The 20489-nt window shown below is 33.9% G+C and carries 17 protein-coding genes and 1 riboswitch; of the genes, 10 read left to right on the top strand and 7 right to left on the bottom strand.

Annotation, left to right across the window (positions count from 1 at the left end; translation table 11 throughout):
• Positions 1-10 precede the first annotated feature (10 nt).
• On the bottom strand, positions 11-550 hold the full coding sequence (locus BED47_RS05385) for a hypothetical protein (RefSeq protein ID WP_069032751.1): 540 nt from the start codon (positions 548-550) through the stop codon (positions 11-13).
• 13 nt (positions 551-563) lie between these two features.
• Positions 564-1040, bottom strand: coding sequence for a low molecular weight protein-tyrosine-phosphatase (locus BED47_RS05380; protein ID WP_025568569.1), 477 nt, complete (start codon positions 1038-1040; stop codon positions 564-566).
• A 349-nt stretch (positions 1041-1389) separates the two neighbouring features.
• Positions 1390-1494: riboswitch (TPP riboswitch) on the top strand.
• Positions 1495-1707: 213 nt separating this feature from the next.
• Between BED47_RS05380 and thiT the strand changes: the two genes are divergently transcribed.
• The gene (gene thiT / locus BED47_RS05375) at positions 1708-2289 is read left to right on the top strand and encodes an energy-coupled thiamine transporter ThiT (RefSeq protein ID WP_025568568.1); all 582 of its coding nucleotides are present in this window, start codon (positions 1708-1710) and stop codon (positions 2287-2289) included.
• Between the two features lie 156 nt (positions 2290-2445).
• Here thiT and BED47_RS23115 read toward each other — a convergent pair whose 3' ends face one another.
• Together BED47_RS23115 and BED47_RS05365 are read right to left on the bottom strand one after the other, a co-directional pair.
• Positions 2446-4524 (bottom strand): WxL domain-containing protein, encoded by a 2079-nt coding sequence (locus BED47_RS23115; RefSeq protein WP_139116341.1) that lies wholly within the window; start codon positions 4522-4524, stop codon positions 2446-2448.
• Positions 4525-4562: 38 nt separating this feature from the next.
• Positions 4563-5564: a DUF916 and DUF3324 domain-containing protein gene (locus tag BED47_RS05365; RefSeq protein WP_069032750.1), complete on the bottom strand. Its 1002-nt coding sequence runs from the start codon at positions 5562-5564 to the stop codon at positions 4563-4565.
• A 386-nt stretch (positions 5565-5950) separates the two neighbouring features.
• Here BED47_RS05365 and BED47_RS23620 point away from each other — a divergent pair, with 386 nt between their 5' ends.
• The 7 genes from BED47_RS23620 (at position 5951) to opp4A (ending at position 13106) form a co-directional block, all read left to right on the top strand.
• Entirely contained in the window at positions 5951-6121 is a 171-nt protein-coding gene (locus BED47_RS23620; protein WP_175403452.1) for a hypothetical protein, read from the top strand.
• Positions 6122-6459: 338 nt separating this feature from the next.
• Positions 6460-6912 carry a Dps family protein gene (locus BED47_RS05360; protein ID WP_139116340.1) on the top strand — a complete coding sequence of 151 codons (453 nt, stop codon included), beginning with the start codon at positions 6460-6462 and terminating at the stop codon, positions 6910-6912.
• A 557-nt stretch (positions 6913-7469) separates the two neighbouring features.
• On the top strand, positions 7470-8495 hold the full coding sequence (locus BED47_RS05355) for an ABC transporter ATP-binding protein (protein ID WP_025568565.1): 1026 nt from the start codon (positions 7470-7472) through the stop codon (positions 8493-8495).
• Positions 8476-9402: an ABC transporter ATP-binding protein gene (locus BED47_RS05350; RefSeq protein WP_025568564.1), complete on the top strand. Its 927-nt coding sequence runs from the start codon at positions 8476-8478 to the stop codon at positions 9400-9402. The genes BED47_RS05355 and BED47_RS05350 overlap by 20 nt, the downstream gene beginning before the upstream one ends.
• 15 nt (positions 9403-9417) lie before the next feature.
• A complete protein-coding gene (gene opp4B, locus BED47_RS05345) occupies positions 9418-10383 on the top strand; it encodes an oligopeptide ABC transporter permease (RefSeq protein WP_069032749.1) in 966 nt (321 codons plus the stop codon).
• 14 nt (positions 10384-10397) lie between these two features.
• The gene (locus BED47_RS05340; protein WP_069032748.1) at positions 10398-11303 is read left to right on the top strand and encodes an ABC transporter permease; all 906 of its coding nucleotides are present in this window, start codon (positions 10398-10400) and stop codon (positions 11301-11303) included.
• Positions 11304-11327: 24 nt separating this feature from the next.
• On the top strand, positions 11328-13106 hold the full coding sequence (gene opp4A, locus BED47_RS05335) for an oligopeptide ABC transporter substrate-binding protein (protein WP_069032747.1): 1779 nt from the start codon (positions 11328-11330) through the stop codon (positions 13104-13106).
• 978 nt (positions 13107-14084) lie between these two features.
• On the opposite strand, the gene BED47_RS05325 is transcribed toward opp4A, so the two are convergent.
• The 3 genes from BED47_RS05325 to BED47_RS05315 all read right to left on the bottom strand — a co-directional run bounded on the left by BED47_RS05325 (position 14085) and on the right by BED47_RS05315 (position 18271).
• Positions 14085-15491 carry an amino acid permease gene (locus BED47_RS05325; protein ID WP_025569072.1) on the bottom strand — a complete coding sequence of 469 codons (1407 nt, stop codon included), beginning with the start codon at positions 15489-15491 and terminating at the stop codon, positions 14085-14087.
• A 267-nt stretch (positions 15492-15758) separates the two neighbouring features.
• Positions 15759-17045, bottom strand: a complete 1287-nt coding sequence (locus tag BED47_RS05320) for a Glu/Leu/Phe/Val family dehydrogenase (RefSeq protein WP_025569073.1) — start codon at positions 17043-17045, stop codon at positions 15759-15761.
• 14 nt (positions 17046-17059) lie between these two features.
• Positions 17060-18271, bottom strand: a complete 1212-nt coding sequence (locus BED47_RS05315; protein WP_025569075.1) for an ornithine--oxo-acid transaminase — start codon at positions 18269-18271, stop codon at positions 17060-17062.
• 332 nt (positions 18272-18603) lie between these two features.
• Here BED47_RS05315 and BED47_RS05310 point away from each other — a divergent pair, with 332 nt between their 5' ends.
• Together BED47_RS05310 and BED47_RS05305 are read left to right on the top strand one after the other, a co-directional pair.
• Positions 18604-20022: a sigma-54 interaction domain-containing protein gene (locus BED47_RS05310; protein WP_069032745.1), complete on the top strand. Its 1419-nt coding sequence runs from the start codon at positions 18604-18606 to the stop codon at positions 20020-20022.
• Between the two features lie 137 nt (positions 20023-20159).
• Positions 20160-20450: a hypothetical protein gene (locus BED47_RS05305; RefSeq protein ID WP_025569077.1), complete on the top strand. Its 291-nt coding sequence runs from the start codon at positions 20160-20162 to the stop codon at positions 20448-20450.
• Positions 20451-20489: the final 39 nt, after the last annotated feature.

The following is a 20489-nucleotide window of genomic DNA, read 5'->3' as shown; positions in this document are numbered from 1 at the left end:
CCTTCAATTGTTATTCTTTAGATGTATTACCTGCCAATAAAATTGATTCTACTTTCTCTTGTACTTCATCTGCATTTTCATCAGTTAAATCTTCAATACCTTCAAGAGTAGCTTCTAACTGCTCGTCAGTTTCAGAAGATTCATTTTCATGGTTTACCTCTAGTGAAGTCGCTGAAATTTGTGATTTGCCTTCTTCTAAATCGATTGAATCTTCAATTTTCGCTTCTACAGCTTCAACTGCTTTTTCTGATACTTTAGAAGAGCCTTTATCAAACTTATTCAATGTTGAATCTTTAATTTCGATCCATTTATCTTTTACAAGCTGTACATTGCCTTCTAATTTCTCAACTGAGCTTTGTACTACTCTCAATTGATTTCGAACAGCACCTTTTACGATTTCTGGATCTTCTTTAATTTGATTTAATTTGTTTGTTACGCTTCTTCCTTTACGTGAGATTTTCTCACGATTTTCCTTGTTAAGTAGAGTAACTCCTGCACCAATTGCGACTCCGACTAGAATATTGCGTAAAGCTTTGTTACGTTTTGACATTCTACATCCTCCTCTAAACTGTTAATTGGTGTTGCTTTAAAATATGCTGAAGTAAATGAGAGCATCCTTCTGTAATGATGTCATATACTTCATTAAAATTACCCGTATAATATGGATCAGGCACTTCCTTCCACATTGATGCTGGAACATAATCTGAAAGTAGTGAAATCTCTCCTATACAATTATTTCTTGCTAAATTCATTAAATCCTCTTTATTCTGTGCATCCATAGCAACAATATAACTAAAATATTTAAAGTCATTTTCTGTCACTTTTCGAGCTTTCATACCTTCGCAAGTTATACCTTTTTCACCCAATAAACCTTGTGTTCCCTTATGAGGAGGGTGACCTAAATGCCAATCTCCAGTACCAGCTGAGTCTATCATAAATTGTTTATCTAACCCTTTTTCTGTCACTAAATGACGAAAAACAGCCTCAGCCATTGGCGATCGACAAATGTTACCTAAACAGACAAATAATACTTGAATCATCTCAATGTCTCCTTCAAATTATTTACACTTTCTGCCAAAATTTAGCTGTTTCTTTCGTATTCATTCTACACGGTAAATTTTAAAATGAAAAGCAAGCCATTGTGAATAATTTTAACCAGTATAAATAAGATAAAAGTTATAATGCTTATTTTTTACATAATAGCTATGATTACACTCATTTTTTAAAAATAATTTTAATGATTATCTAAAAAGTTATACCTGTTAATGTTTTTCGCGATTCTTACACAGATTCCATTAGCAGTACCCAAATTTTTAAAATTTTTATGATAAATTAATTGTATTTTCAAATGTCCTTGACTATATTTAGTAAAGACAACTAAATGTAAGCTAAAACCACAAGGGGAGCCATTTGGCTGAGAGTGAATAGATTAGCTATTCTTACCCTCTGAACCTGTTAGTTAGTACTAACGTAGGGATGTGGCACGATGAAAGCAACGCCGGGATCATCATGCTACCCAGTATTGCTTTTTTTATTTATCTCTCCCTATTACGAAATGTGGAAGCGGCTCGCTTTTGCCCTGCCATCAGAAAGGGAAAAGCGCTGAAACTAGACAATACAAAATGTGTGCGACTAGTCGCTCAATCATCATTAGTTACAAAGTGTTTCACTACATAAGTTGTCCACTAGATAAAGGGGGAAATATATATGAAGACATCAAAGATTCAATTAATGACAGAAATAGCGATGTGTGCAGCACTAGCAATCATTTTTGATTTTTTACCATTATTTACTGCACCTCAAGGTGGCTCTGTATCATTATCAATGATTCCAGTTTTTCTAATTGCTTTTCGTTGGGGATTAAAACAAGGTTTAATTACTGGCTTATTATTAGCAGCATTACAAATCGTTACTAAGTTATATTTTGTTCATCCAATCCAAGTATTTTTAGACTATATTGTCGCATTTACAAGTCTCGGGTTAGCTGGTCTTGTCTATAAACAAATCAAAAATAGTTTAGCAAATGGTAATAAAAAAAGTGCAGCAGCTTATATCATATTAGGAACTTTTATCGGCTCGTTAGCTCGTTTCATCTGCCATTTTATTGCTGGAATTGTGTTCTACGGTTCTTACGCTCCAAAAGGAACTCCAGTTTCACTTTATTCATTAGTATATAATGCTTGGTACATGGTTCCTTCCTTTATTATAAGTGCAGTTCTATTAATCATTTTACTTTCTTCTGCACCAGTTCTTGTTCATGTTAAAAAGAACCGAAATCAAGCAGCTTAATTTAAAAAGAAATGAAAACCCCTTAAAGTAGAAATTATTGCCTACTTCAAGGGGTTCTCTTTTTAAATTCGCAAGTGGATTCTATTTCCGTTTATTTATAAGCCTTCTGTTTTTAGGTTATTTTTTTCCATTAATTGAAATACCTCTTACATAATTTTAAAGTGGTGTATCTGCTAATGTCCAAGTTAATGACGTCTTATATTGTGCACCAGCTACTTTATAAGCCGCGCCTGGTACGAAAAGTGCCACACTAGTCGTACCTTCTGTTTTATTCTGTCCATATGCAATCGTCCACGTTCCAAGACCTTTACCTTGATCTGCAAAAGCTACATCTTGTGGAGCTCCATTTGGATCTAATATGACTGTATTTGCTTCTGGTTTATATTGAACAGCTGAGGTTGAATTTAAAAATGGATTCGTTAATTTTAATTCCGCACCAATTAACTCATTAACCCCGCTCTTTAATTGGCCATTTTGTTGAACTGTTAATTTCCATCCTGTATTCGTTCTACGCTGGTCAGTTACTTGAATGAAATTTGGTACTTGAATAATCGATTCATTTGAAGCTTGCTTTACTTGATCTAATTGTGCAGTATAAACTTTGTTTTGACCTGAAATTTCCTGCTCGCCAAAACGGAAGTTTGATACATAGTCAATACTTAATGCACTCTTTGTCCCTGGTTCATGAGGGTCTTCAGGATCTGTTGGATTTACTGGCATTACAGGATTCGTTGGATTCATTGGATCGACTGGCATTTTTGATTCTGCTGTTACCGTTACATTTGTTTCTGTACTCGTATTCCCTGCTACATCAGTTGCTGTTACACTCACTACATCTCCTGCATACAATGTCTTTGGTGTAACATTTGCCGTGTATGAACCATCTGCTCCGGCTGTAGTAGTTAGAATCGAATTGTCTTGTAATTTTATATTTACAGTACTATTCGGTTCAGCAGTTCCAGTTATCCTTGTACTCACATCTTTAATTGGGTTCACCTCTGGAGGTAGAATTGTTTTGTCCACCGTAAAGCTAATATCCTTTTTATTACCAGCATGATCAGTAATCACTAAGTTATGAGCCCCATCTTGTGGATTGACTGTCCCAGAAGTAATACTTATACCATCTAAAAATGCTGTGTTTATCCCACTTAGAGTGTCACTAAAAGTAATGTTTTCTGCGGTAATATTGTTATATAATTCCCCTTCAACATAGTTGGTAATAGGTGCCTCTTTATCAATCCTAACTGTAAACTTAGAACCTGTATCTGTTCCTGGATTACTTTGGTTTCCAGAATCATCTTTTACTCGTATTTGAATATTAGTTGTACCTTCGTTTGTAACCGTGTAGTCTACTCCGGTTATAGTACGATTACTTAAACCATTTGTACTCCATGTGTTACCATTATCTGTTGATACTTCGTATGTTGTTGGATCGATTCCATTATCGTCAGTTGCTGTAAAATGAATCGACGTATTTTTATTGGTCCATGCTGTGCCACCTGTATACCCTTCTGGAGTGGTCACATTTGCACCCGTTATTTTTGGTGCCTCTGTATCTAATAACGTTACAGAAACATCTACAACTTTAAAGATTGAATAGCCATCAATAGGACCTAGGGCATAATCATCGAAACTAATAACTAAATTAGATTCATTCCCCATCGCTGTGAAAGTAGTGGTTGCGTCTTGAGGCCCTGTGTATTCTCTAAATCCTCTGTCAGTTAAATTGGTAGATGTTTCTCTGTCAGTTACAAACCAGTCGTATCTTAGTTTGTCATTAGTATTTTCAATAAGTTTAAAAGACAAATTAACAGTATATGTTTTTCCTGGAATTGTTTTGACTCGTTGTCTCATCGCTATATACTCTTGAGATGAAGCAGTGTTCAATAGTTTTAATAAAATTCCATCGCCAGAAGGTTTAACATAGGCTTTTGATTTAGGACTACCAGATACTTTATACCAACCATTATCTTCTACCAAATCAAACAGATAGGGTTCAGAAGGCTGTCCCTCATTAAAATACCCCGTAAATGCCCAGAATGGAATAGTTGTGGTTTGATGATCTAAATTAAATGTAGGGTTTTCTACTAAATTTGGAAGTGTTGCTGCTTCAACAATATTATTTTTGAACAGCCCTTGTAATTCGGCTGATTTTGGTAGAATACCACTTACTATCACTCCAAAAATAGAAGCAAAAACAGTTGCTGTAAAAAGTATTTTTCTTTTTCTAACCAATCTATTTCTTCCTCTCCAATTTAAATATAGTATTTATTTCAATCTTTTTTCTTTGAACGTCTAACCAAAAAGAATATAAATATAATCAGTAAAAAAAATAGACTCCCTCCAATGAGATACCTAATTGAATAGTCTCTTTCTACGTCTACAGCAGTAGTGTTAAGTTTCTCGGCTGTATTGTCCCTTATGGTAAATGTTCTTGTCCAATCCCAAGTTTGTTCTCCGTCGGTAGCTTTCATTTCTAAACGGTAAGTACCTGATTCAAACGCTTGGCGATCCCAACTAATTGCATAATCAAAGTTTGAATTAGGTGCCATCCTTAGATTCTCTTTTTTTGTTTCATGTAGGATTTTTTTCCCTTGTTCCGTATATACTTTCGCATCTACGCTCAAATTTTTTAGCATAGCTGGCTCTATATTTTGTAAGTTAGCAGTTACAACATTGCGTGCATTGATTTGTGTTGGTTTAATTTCATTTAATTTTAAATCTGGCTTGATTACTTTATCGGTTTCTCTTAATAAAACACCAATAACATACGCATATTTATTTTTTATTTGAATGCTTCCATCTTCTTTTTTAGCTTGTCCCCCGTCTTCTTCCTCACTAAAATGGAGTCCACCCAATATAACACCATCGAATTGCTGCTTAGGCATCTCAATCGTAATCTCTACTGTTGCTTCACTTTTTGCTTGAATTTTCGTCTCTTTTTTTACCTTAGCTATATTAGTAAAAGGAATATCTAACGTATTGTCTACTTTTGGATTTGAAATACTGTAATCCGCAATTCCATTACTATTTGTAATCGCTGAATTAGCTTTTGCTTCAACAACTATATTTTTATCAGTATTATTTTTTATTTGAACTTTCAAGATCTGTTTTTGGCCTGGCTTCATTTTCAAATCAAAATAAGTTTTGCTTTGATCAATTTGATTAGTTGGAATAACAGGCGATACGGCAAAATTCATCTCAGCTGCACTTGCATGAAAATTATTAATATTAATTAGAAATAAAATAATCATAAATTTTTTTAGTACATTCATAGATAGCTCCTTTTTTTGATTTTGACTAAAAAATTTCATGCAGTTTAGGTAACTGTTATTTTATTGAACTTACAGTTAAATATGTGAAAAATGTAACATGATTAACTTCGATGGTTCAACGACATTTTTTACCTATGTCAACGGTAATCACGCTGAGTTTTAACTGGTTTTTTGTTTTGGTTGTTCTTCTTAATATTTTAGGTTTAACTGCTACAAATGCTGATGTCACTTACTTTTAATTAAATTAATCCAACTAAATAGTAAAAGCATTCTATCCACATTTTAAATATGCATTTAAATTTTGAACACTTTGTGAATTTTGGTTATCTGTCCTTTTCTTCAGTCATATATATGAATACAGAAAAGTTTCGAAGGGGGTTTTAACATTGGTCTATGATGTAATCATCTTTTTCTTTTTTGTAATTATTCTTCTTGGTATGATTGGGTCACTATTTTTATTATTGAAAAATGCTTTAAATGAGGATGATGCACTTAGAAATGATGCACTTAGAATTGATCCGAAACTTTCCCTGCCTAAAGAAAATGATCATTCATAGAATAACCCCCATCCTTAGGGATGGGGGTATTTCTTTTGAGAAGTGAGGTTGTCAGTTAGTGTTAATACAATCATTGCCAAGTATGAACCCTTTATGAGTAAATATTTTTCAACTTCTTACTATTTTAATTATGAATCCTTTATGCTTAAAAATCATTTAAATCCAAGTTACAAGGACGGAGATTTTTATTTCAATATAAAGCTATTTACAATTTAACGTTAATTTTACTAATTGTTGTCTTAGCTATCAAATATTACCATGACTATTTTTACTCAATATCAGTTAAGATGGTTTATATGGTTTTTTAATCTTTTACATCATTTAGAGGAGGGATTTTAATGGATACATCATCCATCTCAAAAACGACTGTTGATGTGCTAAATAAGCAAATAGCAGACTGGAATATCCTATTTGTAAAGTTACATAACTATCATTGGTATGTAAAAGGTCCAAATTTTTTCACTCTACACACTAAATTTGAGGAATTTTACAATGAGGCAAGTTTACATATTGATGAGCTAGCAGAGCGAGTGTTAATAATTGGTGGAAAACCACTAGCTACAATGAGAGAGTATCTTGATACTTCAAGCCTTAAAGAAGCAAATAAGAATATTACTTCTGATGAAATGGTCCAGGACATTACTAAGGACTATCATTATTTAATTGAAGAATTAAAAGATGGTATGGAAATTGCAGAGTCTGAAAATGATTCAGTTACTCATGATTTACTATTAGCCATTCGAGAGCAACTTGCAAAGCATGTTTGGATGTTAACAGCCTACTTAAATTGAGTTAAAACTTAAGATTAAATTAAGAAAAGCAGTGTAAAATAAAATGGATTATTCATCCTTTTATCTTTATACTGCTTTTTTCTTTCATGAATTATCTAAAATTAAAGTTTAGTAGACATATATTTTTAATCTATTTCTTATTTTTTAGTGTAAAAACAGGCAATTTGAACTAGGAATTTAAAACTACAAATTGTACATCGAAAATATATTTTCCACTAAATTAATTCAATTTCCGACAAAAACCTCTTTTTTTCTTCTTTATTTTCAAACACATCTTTTTATCTACGCTATTTACCATTTTGTAAACGTTTTCATTCCGTGTTTTCCTTACTCTCCCTTATTTTATTTAATCTATCAACCTTTCTATCGAATCGTAATGACATTTTTTCCCTATTAATTTACTAGTTAATCCGAATTTCGAATTAATTTTAGTCAAAAAGGACTATATATTACAGAAAATGTTTTAATATTGAAACATTCGCGTAATAATATTATACTTATGAAAATTCAAAATATATCAACAATTTTGCTCATGAAATCTCGAAAGGAGACACGAAATGTCAAAACCTCTTTTGGAAATCGAACATTTAACGACATCGTTTCGTATAAACAACCAATACTATCCTGCTGTGGATGATGTATCACTGACTGTCCATGAAAATGAAGTTCTTGCAATTGTGGGTGAATCAGGCTGCGGTAAAAGTGCTCTAGCCCTATCAATCTTAGGACTACATTCAAATAATCGTACAAAAATGAATGGATCGATCTCTTACAAGGGTACAAATTTACTAACGCTAAATGATAGTAAGTTGAATAAAATTCGAGGCAAGGAAATCGGAATGATTTTCCAAGAACCTCTTACCGCTCTAAATCCGTTAATGACGATCGGTAAACAAATTGAAGAAAATTTAGATTTTCATACTGATCTATCACGCTCACAAAAAAAGGAGCGTGCATTAGAGTTACTAGATCAAGTTGGAATTCCAAAGCCAGAGGTTACTTATAAACAGTACCCGCATGAATTATCTGGTGGTATGAGACAACGTGCTATGATTTCAATTGCCATCGCATGTAACCCTTCGTTTATTATTGCAGATGAGCCAACTACTGCTTTAGATGTAACGATACAGGCTCAAATATTAGATTTATTAAAAGAAATACAAAAGAAAACGAAGCTAGGCATCATTTTAATTACGCATGACTTAAGTGTTGTTGCAGAAGTAGCAGACCGTGTTGCAGTTATGTATGCTGGACAAATTATTGAGACTGGTTCAGTAGAAGAAATACTAAATAATCCATTACACCCATATACGCGCTCATTATTAAACTCTATTCCTACTACTCATTCAAAAAATCAACGACTTCATATTATTGAAGGTACAGTTCCACCATTAGACAAACTACCTAGAACAGGCTGCCGATTCAGCCACCGTATCCCTTGGATTCAAAATTATGCACATGAAAATCAACCTATCTTGCACGAAGTTACACCAAATCATTATGTACGTTGTTCTTGTTATAAGCATTTCCATTTCAAGAACGAGAAAGGAGCACCGATCATAAATGTCTCTATTAAAGGTTGATAACTTAAAAGTACATTACCCTATTCGTGGTGGTATTTTTCGAACAGTTGTAGATCATGTTCGGGCTGTTGATGGAATTTCATTTGAACTAAACGAAGGCGAAACATATGGCCTTATTGGAGAATCAGGTAGTGGAAAATCTACTGCAGGTAAGGCAATACTTCAATTGACACAGGCTACTAATGGAAGTATTAAGTTTTTAGACAATGACTTAATAACACTAAATAAAAAGCAAATGCGAGCATTTCGCCAAGAGATTCAAATGATATTTCAAGACCCATACTCTTCTTTAAATCCTAAAAAGAGAATTATCGATTTAGTTGCAGAACCGCTAAGAAACTATGAAACGTTAACTGCTGAAGAAGAACGTGAAAGAGTACTTTACTACCTTGATAAAGTTGGATTATCTCCAGAATCACTATATAAGTATCCACATGAATTTTCTGGTGGGCAACGTCAACGAATTGGGATTGCTAGAGCTTTAACTTTACAACCTAAGTTAATAGTTGCAGATGAGCCTGTTTCTGCTTTGGATGTTTCAGTACAAGCACAAGTACTTAATTTCTTACAAGATTTACAAGAAGAGTTCAAACTAACTTATTTATTTATCGGTCATGACTTAGGCGTTATACGCCATTTATGTAATCGAATTGGTGTTATGTATAGAGGGAGACTTGTTGAGGAAGGCACTACTGAAGATATTTTAAATAACCCACAACATATATACACTAAACGCTTAATTGCAGCAATACCAGATATTCGTCCAGAAGTTAGAGAAGAAAAAATTAAAGAAAGACAAGAAGTTAGAAAAGAATATCAACAAAATGCTTCTTCTTACTTTGATGAAAATGGTCGACCATTTGATTTAAAACCAATCTCTGATACTCATCGAGTAGCATTACCTTAGAAAGGAGTAACGAATATGTTAAAATTTGTCATTCGCCGTATACTCATCATGATTCCTCAGCTACTTATCTTGAGTATACTAATCTTTGCACTAGCTAAAGCAATGCCAGGTGATGCACTAACTGGACGTTCGATTAACCCAAAAGCTAATCCACAAGAAATTGAAAAAATTCGTGAAGAAATGGGTTTAAATGATCCAGCTTATGTTCAGTATTATCATTGGATTAAAAATGTTGCAAAAGGAGATTTTGGTGTTTCCTATACACACAAAATCAATGTAGTCGATGTAATCGGCGATCGTATTGGAAATACTGTATTACTTGCTCTCTGCGTGTTTCTTGTAACTTATTTACTGGCAATTCCACTTGGTATTATTAGTGGACGCTATAGCGACACGTGGGCAGATAAGCTGATAACCGGATATAACTATTTAGGATTTGCTACCCCTCTATTTATTTTTGGAATTGTTATGTTGTTTGTTTTTGGATTTTATTTTGATCTTTTCCCTACGGGCGGTAGCGTAGACCCTCAAATTGCTGACGGAACTTTTGCTTATTATGTAAGCAAGTTAGATCATCTTGTTTTACCAACTTTATCAGGTGCACTTATTTCAACTGTTGGAATTTCACAATATTTACGCAGTGAAATTATTGATACAAAAGTAAAAGATTTTGTAAGAACAGCTAGATCAAAAGGTGTTCCTGAATCTAAAGTTTATTCTAGACATATTTTACGTAATTCATTTTTACCAATCGCTGCATTTTTAGGTTATGAGATTACTGGTTTAATTGCTGGTTCTGTATTTTTAGAATCAATTTTTGGCTATCCAGGAATTGGGCAACTGTTCGTCAAATCCGTTATGTTACGTGATTTTACTGTTGTAAATGCGCTTGTTTTAATGACATGTCTTGCAACACTTTTTGGGACATTAATCTCAGATATTATTCTAAGCATCGTAGATCCACGTATACGGATTGAATAGGGTAGGTGAAATTTATGGAATTAAAAATCGAAAATCAAACTCATATTACTGAGCAACGAAAAAGTCCATCAGGATTTAGTGTCATTTGGGCTGAATTTAGACGAGATAAGTTAGCTTTAGGTTCTCTTATCGTGCTTGGTCTAATAATAATAAGTGTGTATGGTACTTCGCTTATTCTAGATCAAGATCAAATTGTTAAAGTAGACTTTCTATCAATCTATCAACCTCCTTCCTCTACTCATTGGTTAGGTACTGACTACGGGGGACGCGATATATTTGGACAACTAATAATTGGGACAAGAAATTCCTTTACTATTGGATTTTTCATCACAATTATTACAAATCTACTAGGCCTAGCATTAGGTTTAATAGCTGGTTATTTTGGTGGTTGGGTAGACAGTGTCGTAATGCGTATTATTGACTTTTTCTTATCCTTACCAACATTAATGTTAATTATTGTATTCGTAACAGTTGTACCTAAATTCTCAATCATAAATTTTGTCCTTATTATGAGTCTTTTTTTATGGACAGGTAAAGCAAGGTTAATTCGTTCAAAAGTATTATCAGAGAGCGAATTAGATTATGTGGCAGCAGCTAAAGCAATTGGCACACCGAATTGGAAAATCATTATCTCACACGTTTTACCAAATGTAAGCTCTTTAATAATCGTTGCATTCACTTTAAACCTAGCAGGAAATATTGGAATTGAATCTGGTCTTACCTTCCTTGGATTTGGTTTACCAGAAAGTACGCCAAGTTTAGGAACACTAGTTAGTTATGCAACAAATCCTGATGTTTTACAAAATAAGTTGTGGATATGGTTACCTGCATCGTGCATGATTTTAGTGCTCATGCTGAGTATAAATTTCATCGGTGAAGCGCTAAAGCGTGCAGCTGATGCTAGACAAAGAAGAGGTTAATTAAAAAATAAGGAGAGTGGAAATATGAAAAATGCAAAAAGCTTTACTAAAGTATTAAGCGCAATGGCAGTATCTATGATGATTCTTTCAGCATGTAAAGGTGGCGACACAAAGACTTCAACTACTACTAAGCAAATCGATCAAGCTGCTTTTCCAATTAAAGTTTCAAATAACAAAAAATCGATTTCAGGTGGCATTTTAAAATATGGTTTAGTTTCAGATACGCCATTTGAAGGTATCTTAAATACAGTTTTCTATGAAGGCGATCCAGATTCTCAAGTTCTTCAATTCTTTGATGAAGCACTTCTTTCAACAGATGAAAACTATATTTATGACCAAGATGGTGCTGCTACATATAAATTAAGCGATGACAAAAAGACAATCACATTAAAAATTCGCGATAATGTAAATTGGACGAATGGCGATCCAGTTACAGCAGAGGATTTAGAATATTCTTATCTTGTAATTGGTAACCCAAAATACACAGGTGTACGTTATGACTCACAAATGTCTATGATTGAAGGTATGGAAGATTACCATAACGGAAAGGCAAAAAACATTTCCGGCGTTAAAGTAATTGATCCTAAAACAATTTCAATTACATTTAAAGAAGCTAACCCATCTGTACTTACTGGATTATGGACTAACCCACTACCTAAAAAATATTTAGGCAATGTGCCTATCGATAAATTAGCATCATCTGACCAAATTCGTAAAGCTCCTATCGGCTTTGGACCATTTAAAATTAAAAAGATCACTCCAGGTGAAGCTGTAGAGTTCGAAGCGAATAAAGATTACTGGAACGGTGCTCCAAAACTTGACGGTGTACTTTTAAAAGTTGTTAATCCAACTATTGCTACATCTTCTCTAGCTAACGGAGATATCGATATCGCTTCTGTTTCAGCTGACCAATATGATCAAGCTAAAAAATTAAAAAATATCTCATTAATCGGTAAAACTGAGTTAGCTTACTCTTACATTGGATTTAAATTAGGTCATTACGATGCGAAAAATGGTGTAAACGTAATGGATAATCCAAAATTCCAAGATAAGCGTGTACGTCAAGCAATGGCTTATGCCCTTGATAACAAATCCGTTGGGGAAAAATTATACAAAGGATTACGAGTGCCTGCAACATCTGTAATTCCACCATCATTCCCTAAATACTTTGATAAAGCATTAAAAGGATATACTCATGATCCTGAAAAAGCTAAAAAATTACTAGACGAAGCTGGTTACAAAGATGTAACTGGAGATGGCTTACGTGAAGATCCGAACGGAAAACCATTTAAAATCAACTTCGCTTCTATGAGTGGTGGCGATATCGCTGAACCATTAGCACAATTCTACTTACAATCTTGGAAAGAAGTTGGCTTAGATGTTCAATTATTAGATGGACGTTTACATGAGTTCAACTCATTCTACGATATGGTAGAAAAAGATAATCCAAAAATCGATATTTTCGCAGCAGCTTGGGGAACAGGTTCTGACCCAGACCCATCTGGAATCTGGGCGAAAAATGCACCATTCAACTACGTTCGTTGGGTAAATAACGACAATGATAAACTATTAAAAGAAGGTATTTCAGCAAAAGCGTTTGATGAAAAATACCGTCAAGAAGTATACGATAAATGGCAAGAGCTTGTAAATGACGAAGTGCCAGTTATCCCTACTCTATTCCGCTTCGGTTTAGATGGAGTTAATAAGCGCGTTAAAGGCTACGACTTAACAGCTGGTCAAGGCTTCCAAGGTCACTTACAAGACATCACTGTAACAAGCAAAGAGTCTGAAAAAAATAAATAAGCTGTAACAAATGTAACTGTCCCTTATGTCAATGTACTTTTGGGACAGTTCTTTTTTTGTGTATAACTCATATTGAATCCATTGCCATAACAGTAAATATGTGGATAAATAACCACCCTCTTCCTTTCTCTATTGAATTACTAAAAGTTATTAACAAGACCTACCAACATTTGTTGATATTTAATGCAGGATCAGTTAAAAACAGTAATACGATTATCAAAACAGTGGATAAGTAGCCGCTTTCCTCTTTAAAATCAAAAAAATAGTAATGAAAATATGCACACTGTTGATAAAATTGTGAACTTTGTTAATAAAGTAGTAATTTTTATTCAATACGCTAAACCCGATCAACAATTCAAGAAAAAAAAACTCGCTAGTAGTAACTTACTAGCGAGTTTTCAGAGTGTTGAAATTTAAAATGTTCAATAGGGAAAACGAACATTAAATTGAACTTATTTATATATAATCATTTTTTGGATGATATATCATTGGTTTTAAACGTTAATATTTTAAGCATTTTTATGATTCAAAATCACTAGTAATGATTTTTTTCTGAAGTTAAAAATATTATGAGCAAATTTTAGAAAACAAATTCAGTTCATTGGTTTAATTAAAGTTCGATATTAGTTGACCTACAAGCTGATTAATACACAACGGTTAGGTTACTCTAAGTAAAGGATTTTGGATTAGGGTTTATTGCAGACTTTTTTTTATGAATAAGTTGATTGGAACGAAAGGGTGCTCGACTCCTATGGGATTAGCGGGAAGGCTGAGACCCCGCAGGCTTGCCGAGGAGGCTAAAGAATCTCGCCCCATGGAAAGCGAGCATACTGTAGTGGAAATCAACATCACTCTACTCCTTTTACGAAAATTTGGTAATTTAATTGACAAGGTTTTTTTTCAACAGCGTAAAAAACTCGCTAGTAGTAATTTACTAGCGAGTTTTCACAAACTATTGAGACAATCTCAAAAAAATTATTAACTTACTTTTTTACTCACTTCTTGCTCATGTTTTTCAATCTTATGCTTAGCAGAGAAATGATAATAGATTAAACATGCAATCATAAATGGAACACCACAGTACAATGCAATACGTTGGTCTGGGATAAATGCAAGGCTAATAATTACAGCCACATTTAAAACAAAAGCAACGATTGGAACGATTGGATAAAGAGGCGTTTTATATTTTAAATCCTCTAATTTTCCACCTTCTTGAATGTATTTCTTTCTACCTAAAAGATTTGATAATGCAATGCTTGCCCAAACGAATAAGCAACCAAATCCTGCAATTGATAGTAGCCATAGATAAACCGTGTCTTCAGCATAAATACCACATAATAGAGATAAGCATCCAAAGAACATACTAAAAGTTAAAGCGTTTAACGGTACACCTCTTTTAGATAGTTTTCCTAATTTCGAACTAACCATTCCTTTTTGAGCCATTGAATACATCATACGAGATGTTGCATATAAACCTGAGTTAGCAACTGATAGCACTGCTGTAATAATAACAAAGTTCATAATATCAGCTGCATATGGAATACCGATGTTATCAAATACTACTACGAATGGACTATCTACTAAGCCAGCTTTCTCCCAAGGGAATAAGCCTGCTAAAACAAATATTGATAAAATAAAGAATACTAGAATTCGCCATACAGTGTTATTAATCGCTTTAGGTACAGCTTTTGCTGGATCTTCACTTTCACCAGCTGCAATTCCTACTAATTCACTTCCCTGGAATGAGAAGTTAACTGCGACCATTGTAATCATAATCGCTAAAAAGCCATTCGGGAAAAGTCCACCATGGTCTGTAAAGTTAGAAAGCATTGGAGCCTTTGTCCCTTCCATTGGTACAAAGCCAAACATTACTGCTCCACCTAAAATAATAAAAAGAACAATTGTTACTACTTTAATACTTGCAAACCAAAACTCAACTTCAGCAAAGGATTTCGTTGAAAGAGCATTTACTGCGAATAATAATACACCAAATACTACACACCAGATCCAAGTCGGTACATCTGGAAACCATCTCTTCATTAACATACTAACTGTAATTAACTCTAAACCGATTGTTACCGACCAGTTTAACCATGCCATCCATCCAACTACATAGCCTGACGCTGGTGAGATATATTTAGTTGCATAAGTTTGATAAGAACCAGCATCTGGTAAATTAACTGCTAATTCTCCTAAACATAGCATTGTTAAATACATTACGAATCCACCTACTAAGTAGGCCAATATTGCTCCACCCGGACCAGCTTCACTAATTGTATAGCCTGATCCCATAAACAAACCTGTCCCAATTACTCCCCCAAGAGCAATCATAAACAAGTGTCTGCTTTTAAGCTCTTTCTTTAACCCCTGTTCTTGTTGTTTCATGAAAGTCCCTCCTCTAGATGTAAATTGTGCGTATAAGTTAAAATATTCTGATATAACAGAATATAAGTTCCCATACTTCCGTTAACGAACACTAAAACGCTCTAAACCAACGTATTTTAAGACTAAATTTTCAGATAATATCTGTAAGCGTATACAAATTTATTGTAACGAAATAATATCTTAATTATAAAAATAGATTTTATTATCTGTCAATACAATATAAGTGCTCCAGATGGAATTTCCACCTGGAGCAAACCTATTAGTCTATTAAACCCATCCACGGAAACGAGATGCTTCCGCCATTTTGCGAATACCAACCATATATGCAGCTAATCTCATATTAACTTTGCGGTTAACTGAAGTTTGGTAAACACTATCAAATGAACGCACCATTTTTTCACGAAGTTTTTGAGCAACTTCTTCATCTGACCAGTAGTAACCTTGGTTATTTTGAACCCACTCAAAATAAGAAACAGAAACTCCACCAGCACTTGCTAGTACGTCTGGAACTAGTAAAATTTCACGCTCTGTTAATATTTTAGTAGCTTCTAGAGTCGTAGGACCATTTGCAGCTTCAACTACGATTGATGCTTTAATATTGTGAGCATTTTCAATTGTAATTTGGTTTGAAATTGCAGCTGGAACTAAAATATCACAAGGTTTTTCAAGTAATTCTTTATTCGAAATTACATCAGTAAATAAATTAGTTACTGTTCCGAAGCTATCTCTTTTTTCTAGTAAGCTATGAATATCTAAACCGTCTGGATCGTATAATGCGCCAAGTGCATCAGAAATACCGACTACCTTTGCACCTGCTTCAACCATGAACTTCGCTAAAAAGCTACCCGCATTTCCAAATCCTTGAACAATGACACTAGCACCCTTTAAATCGATTCCCTTACGTTTAGCAGCCTCTTCGATACAAATCGTAACACCTTGAGCTGTAGCTGTTTCACGTCCTTCTGATCCACCTAATACAAGTGGTTTACCAGTAATAAATCCAGGAGAATCAAATTCTTGAATTCTACTATATTCATCCATCATCCAAGCCATAATTTGTGGGTTAGTGTATACGTCTGGAGCAGGAATATCCTTTGTTGGTCCAACGATTTGACTAATCGCACGAACATATCCTCTACTTAAACGCTCTAACTCATAAATTGACATTTTTCTTGGATCACAAATGATACCGCCTTTTCCCCCACCGTATGGTAAATCAACGATACCGCATTTTAAGCTCATCCACATTGATAAAGCTTTTACTTCGTCCTCATTAACCTCAGGATGGAAACGAATTCCACCCTTTGTAGGACCTACAGCATCATTATGTTGTGAACGATAGCCAGTGAAAATTTTCACTGAGCCATCATCCATTCTTACCGGTATTTGAACTGTTAAAAATCGTAATGGTTCTTTTAATAACTCATAAAGTTCTTTTGAATAACCAAGTTTATGAAGTGCTTCTGAGATTACTTCTTGAGTAGACTCAATTAATTCTCTGCCTTCTTCTTTGATTTTGTTTTGTACTTCATTTTGTGGGATTGTAGTTGTCATTTTTATCGCTCCATTTATACAGTTGCTTTATATTGGCTAAATACTTCGTTAATTTGTTGAATTGACCAGTCTAAATCTTCTTTTGAAATAATTAATGGTGGTGCAAAACGAATTACTGTATCATGTGTTTCTTTACATAATAAACCTTGTTTCTTTAATGCTTCACAATAAACACGTGCTGGTACATGAAGTTCAACACCAATAAATAATCCACGTCCTCTAACTTCTTTAATATGAGGATGATCGATTTCTTTTAATTTTTCCATAAAGTAGTTTCCAAGCTCATTTGAACGCTCAGCTAACTTCTCTTCTTCAAGAACTTCTAAAGCAGCTACAGAAACTGCACAAGCTAAAGGATTGCCACCAAATGTAGATCCGTGAGAACCTGGCTCAAATACGCCTAAGATTGAACGATTTGCAGCAACACATGAAATTGGGAATACTCCGCCACCAAGTGCTTTACCTAAAATGTACATGTCAGGAGTTACTCCATCCCAATCACACGCAAAAGTTTTACCAGTTCTACATAAACCTGTTTGAATTTCATCTGCAATAAATAATACGTTTTCGTTTTTACAAACTTCAGCTACTTCAGGTAAGAACCCTTCTTTAGGGATATTAATTCCAGCTTCACCTTGAATTGGTTCGATTAAGAATGCAGCAGTATTAGGCGTAATTGCAGCTTTTAATGCTTCAATATCGCCATACGGAATTAACTTAATTCCTGGTAAGAATGGTCCAAATCCACGTTGATAATCTTTTTCTGATGATAAAGAAACTGCAGCCATCGTACGTCCGTGGAAGTTTCCAACACAAGCAATAATTTCAGCTTGGTTTTCTTCTACACCCTTAACATCATAAGCCCATCTTCTAGCAGCTTTAATAGCTGTCTCAACAGCTTCAGCACCAGTGTTCATAGGTAAAATCATATCTTTGTTAGTAACTTTTGCTACCTTTTCATACCACTCACCCATGTTTTCACTATAGAATGCACGAGAAGTTAATGTAACTTTGTCAGCTTGATCTTTTAAAGCTTGGATAATTTTTGGATGACGATGCCCTTGGTTTACAGAAGAATATGCACTTAACATATCTAAATATCTGTTACCCTCTGGGTCTGTAACCCAAATACCTTCAGCTTTAGAGATTACTACTGGAAGTGGATGATAGTTATTTGCGCCATATTGATTTGTTTGGTCAATGATCTTTTGAGAATTAGTTGTCATTTGAGTTCCCCCAATATTATTGATTAATTTTTTTAGTTTCTTACTAAAATAATAAGCAATTTCCGTGCCAAACATGTTAAATAAATTAAAATTCACAAAATGTACTTATTCTAAGCGTTATACATCCTTCAGTATGTTACCGTTTTCAATTTACTGCAAAATATTTTTGCATTCAGGCGCAAAATTAATTAAAATATGCATAGAATATTTGCAGCAAAAAAACGATTAACAAAGAAAATTAGCACATTCGGAAAAAAACTGCCTTTTTATCTTACCAAAAATAGTTAGAAGTGCAAATTTTTTCTATTGTTACTATGAAAAGAGAGAATTATATGAAAAATGATAAGCAAAACTTTTTAGCTGTTGATGAATTATTACAATTAATATTAGAAGAAATAGATATCGGTATACATGTAGTTGATCAAGATGCAAATACAATGGTGTATAACCGGAAAATGATGGAAATTGAAATGATGAATGAAGAGGATGTCTTACATAAAAATCTTTTAGATGTCTTCACGTTTCAAAAAAACCAATCGAGCACCTTACTTGATGCCCTCCAAAAAGGTAAAGTACGAAAAAATATTAAACAATCTTATTTTAATAATAAAGGAAAAGAAGTTACGACAATCAATGATACTTACCCAATAATGAAAGAAAATAAAATTATTGGAGCGATTGAAATGGTTCGCGACGTGACGGAACTAAAGCAATCTGTGCAAGAAGGTATACTTAAAAATCGAAATACACGTTATACATTTGAACAATTGATCGGAACATCCGAGTCATTTAAAAACATAATTGAAGATGCAAAAAGATCTGCCAAAACTTCTTCATCAGTATTAATTGTAGGAGAAACTGGAACAGGTAAAGAACTATTCGCTCAAAGTATTCATAATGCGAGCAAAAGAGCAACAAAGCCATTCATATCTCAAAATTGCGCCGCACTTCCAGAATCCTTAATTGAAAGTATTCTTTTTGGGACAAAAAAAGGAGCATTTACTGGGGCAATTGATAAGCCTGGATTATTTGAAGAGGCAAATGGTGGAACATTACTATTAGATGAAATTAATTCACTTAGCCCTAACTTACAGGCTAAACTTTTAAGGGTTATTCAAGAACGTAAAGTTAGAAGAATAGGTGATATTAACGAAAAAGAATTAGATGTCCGAATTATTGCTACGATCAACGAAGACCCTATCGAAGCAATCGCGAATAATCATTTACGGAAAGACTTATATTATCGTCTAAGTGTCGTTTCATTATTTCTACCGCCACTACGTGAACGCTTCGAAGATATATTGTTGTTAGCAAACTTTTTTATTCAAAAATATAATCGTCTTTTTGGCCATCGGGTAACTAACTTAGATGAAAATGTAACAAACTTTTTCCTTAATCATAACTGGCCAGGTAATATACGCGAACTTGAACATATGATTGAAGGTGCAATGAACTTAGTAGAAAATGAAACAACTATATCTGCAACTCATATACCATCTAGGTTTTTTAATGAAAATAGAAATACAAGTACTACTCCAGTCGTTCAACGACAAAGAGACGTTACATTACAGGTAGAATCAAAAGATGAAAAATCAAATTTAAAAAATACTTTATTGAACAAAGAAAAACATCATATTATGAATGTTTTAAATGAACATAACGGCAACATTACACAGGCTGCAAAACAATTAGGCATCAGTAGACAAAACTTACAATATCGAATTCGTAAGTTTAATTTATTGAATGATTAAATTTTAATAAATGGAAAGATTTGTATTAAATAACTTTAATTTTCAAATTCAGTATAAAATACATTTTGCCCAAACCTTCCACTTTTGTCCTGCATATTTTGGTTATGTAAGACTCAAAAGTAAAGGAGGTTTTTTATATGTCGAATGAACATGAGTATCGTCCGCATGGATTTGGTGGCGGTGGCTTTGGACACGGTGGCTTCGGAGGTTTTCATGGAGGATTTGGCGGATTTGGTAGACCTGGATTTGGATTTGGTAGACCTGGATTCGGATTTGGATTTGGACGTCCATTTTTCCGTCCGTTCTTCCGTCCATTTTTTCCATTTTTCCCATTTTGGGGCTTTGGTGGTTATGGTTATGGCTATGGCTATCCTTACTCTTATTGCCCACCAGGTTACTATTGTCCTCCCCCTTATTACTACTATTAATGTAAAAATAAAAAATATAAAAGAGAAGGTTTTTATACC

It is taken from the genome of Gottfriedia luciferensis (assembly GCF_001712755.1).
Taxonomy (GTDB): domain Bacteria; phylum Bacillota; class Bacilli; order Bacillales; family Bacillaceae_G; genus Gottfriedia; species Gottfriedia luciferensis_B.
The sequence above is the reverse complement of the archived record's forward strand: the minus strand, read 5'-3'. Positions and strand labels throughout refer to the sequence as shown.

Coding starts and splice junctions, on each gene's coding strand:
- BED47_RS05385 (WP_069032751.1), bottom strand. CDS start 550: ATGTCAAAACGTAACAAAGCTTTACGCAATATTCTAGTCGGAGTCGCA.
- BED47_RS05380 (WP_025568569.1), bottom strand. CDS start 1,040: ATGATTCAAGTATTATTTGTCTGTTTAGGTAACATTTGTCGATCGCCA.
- thiT (WP_025568568.1), top strand. CDS start 1,708: ATGAAGACATCAAAGATTCAATTAATGACAGAAATAGCGATGTGTGCA.
- BED47_RS05365 (WP_069032750.1), bottom strand. CDS start 5,564: ATGAATGTACTAAAAAAATTTATGATTATTTTATTTCTAATTAATATT.
- BED47_RS05360 (WP_139116340.1), top strand. CDS start 6,460: ATGGATACATCATCCATCTCAAAAACGACTGTTGATGTGCTAAATAAG.
- BED47_RS05355 (WP_025568565.1), top strand. CDS start 7,470: ATGTCAAAACCTCTTTTGGAAATCGAACATTTAACGACATCGTTTCGT.
- BED47_RS05350 (WP_025568564.1), top strand. CDS start 8,476: ATGTCTCTATTAAAGGTTGATAACTTAAAAGTACATTACCCTATTCGT.
- opp4B (WP_069032749.1), top strand. CDS start 9,418: ATGTTAAAATTTGTCATTCGCCGTATACTCATCATGATTCCTCAGCTA.
- BED47_RS05340 (WP_069032748.1), top strand. CDS start 10,398: ATGGAATTAAAAATCGAAAATCAAACTCATATTACTGAGCAACGAAAA.
- opp4A (WP_069032747.1), top strand. CDS start 11,328: ATGAAAAATGCAAAAAGCTTTACTAAAGTATTAAGCGCAATGGCAGTA.
- BED47_RS05325 (WP_025569072.1), bottom strand. CDS start 15,491: ATGAAACAACAAGAACAGGGGTTAAAGAAAGAGCTTAAAAGCAGACAC.
- BED47_RS05320 (WP_025569073.1), bottom strand. CDS start 17,045: ATGACAACTACAATCCCACAAAATGAAGTACAAAACAAAATCAAAGAA.
- BED47_RS05315 (WP_025569075.1), bottom strand. CDS start 18,271: ATGACAACTAATTCTCAAAAGATCATTGACCAAACAAATCAATATGGC.
- BED47_RS05310 (WP_069032745.1), top strand. CDS start 18,604: ATGAAAAATGATAAGCAAAACTTTTTAGCTGTTGATGAATTATTACAA.
- BED47_RS05305 (WP_025569077.1), top strand. CDS start 20,160: ATGTCGAATGAACATGAGTATCGTCCGCATGGATTTGGTGGCGGTGGC.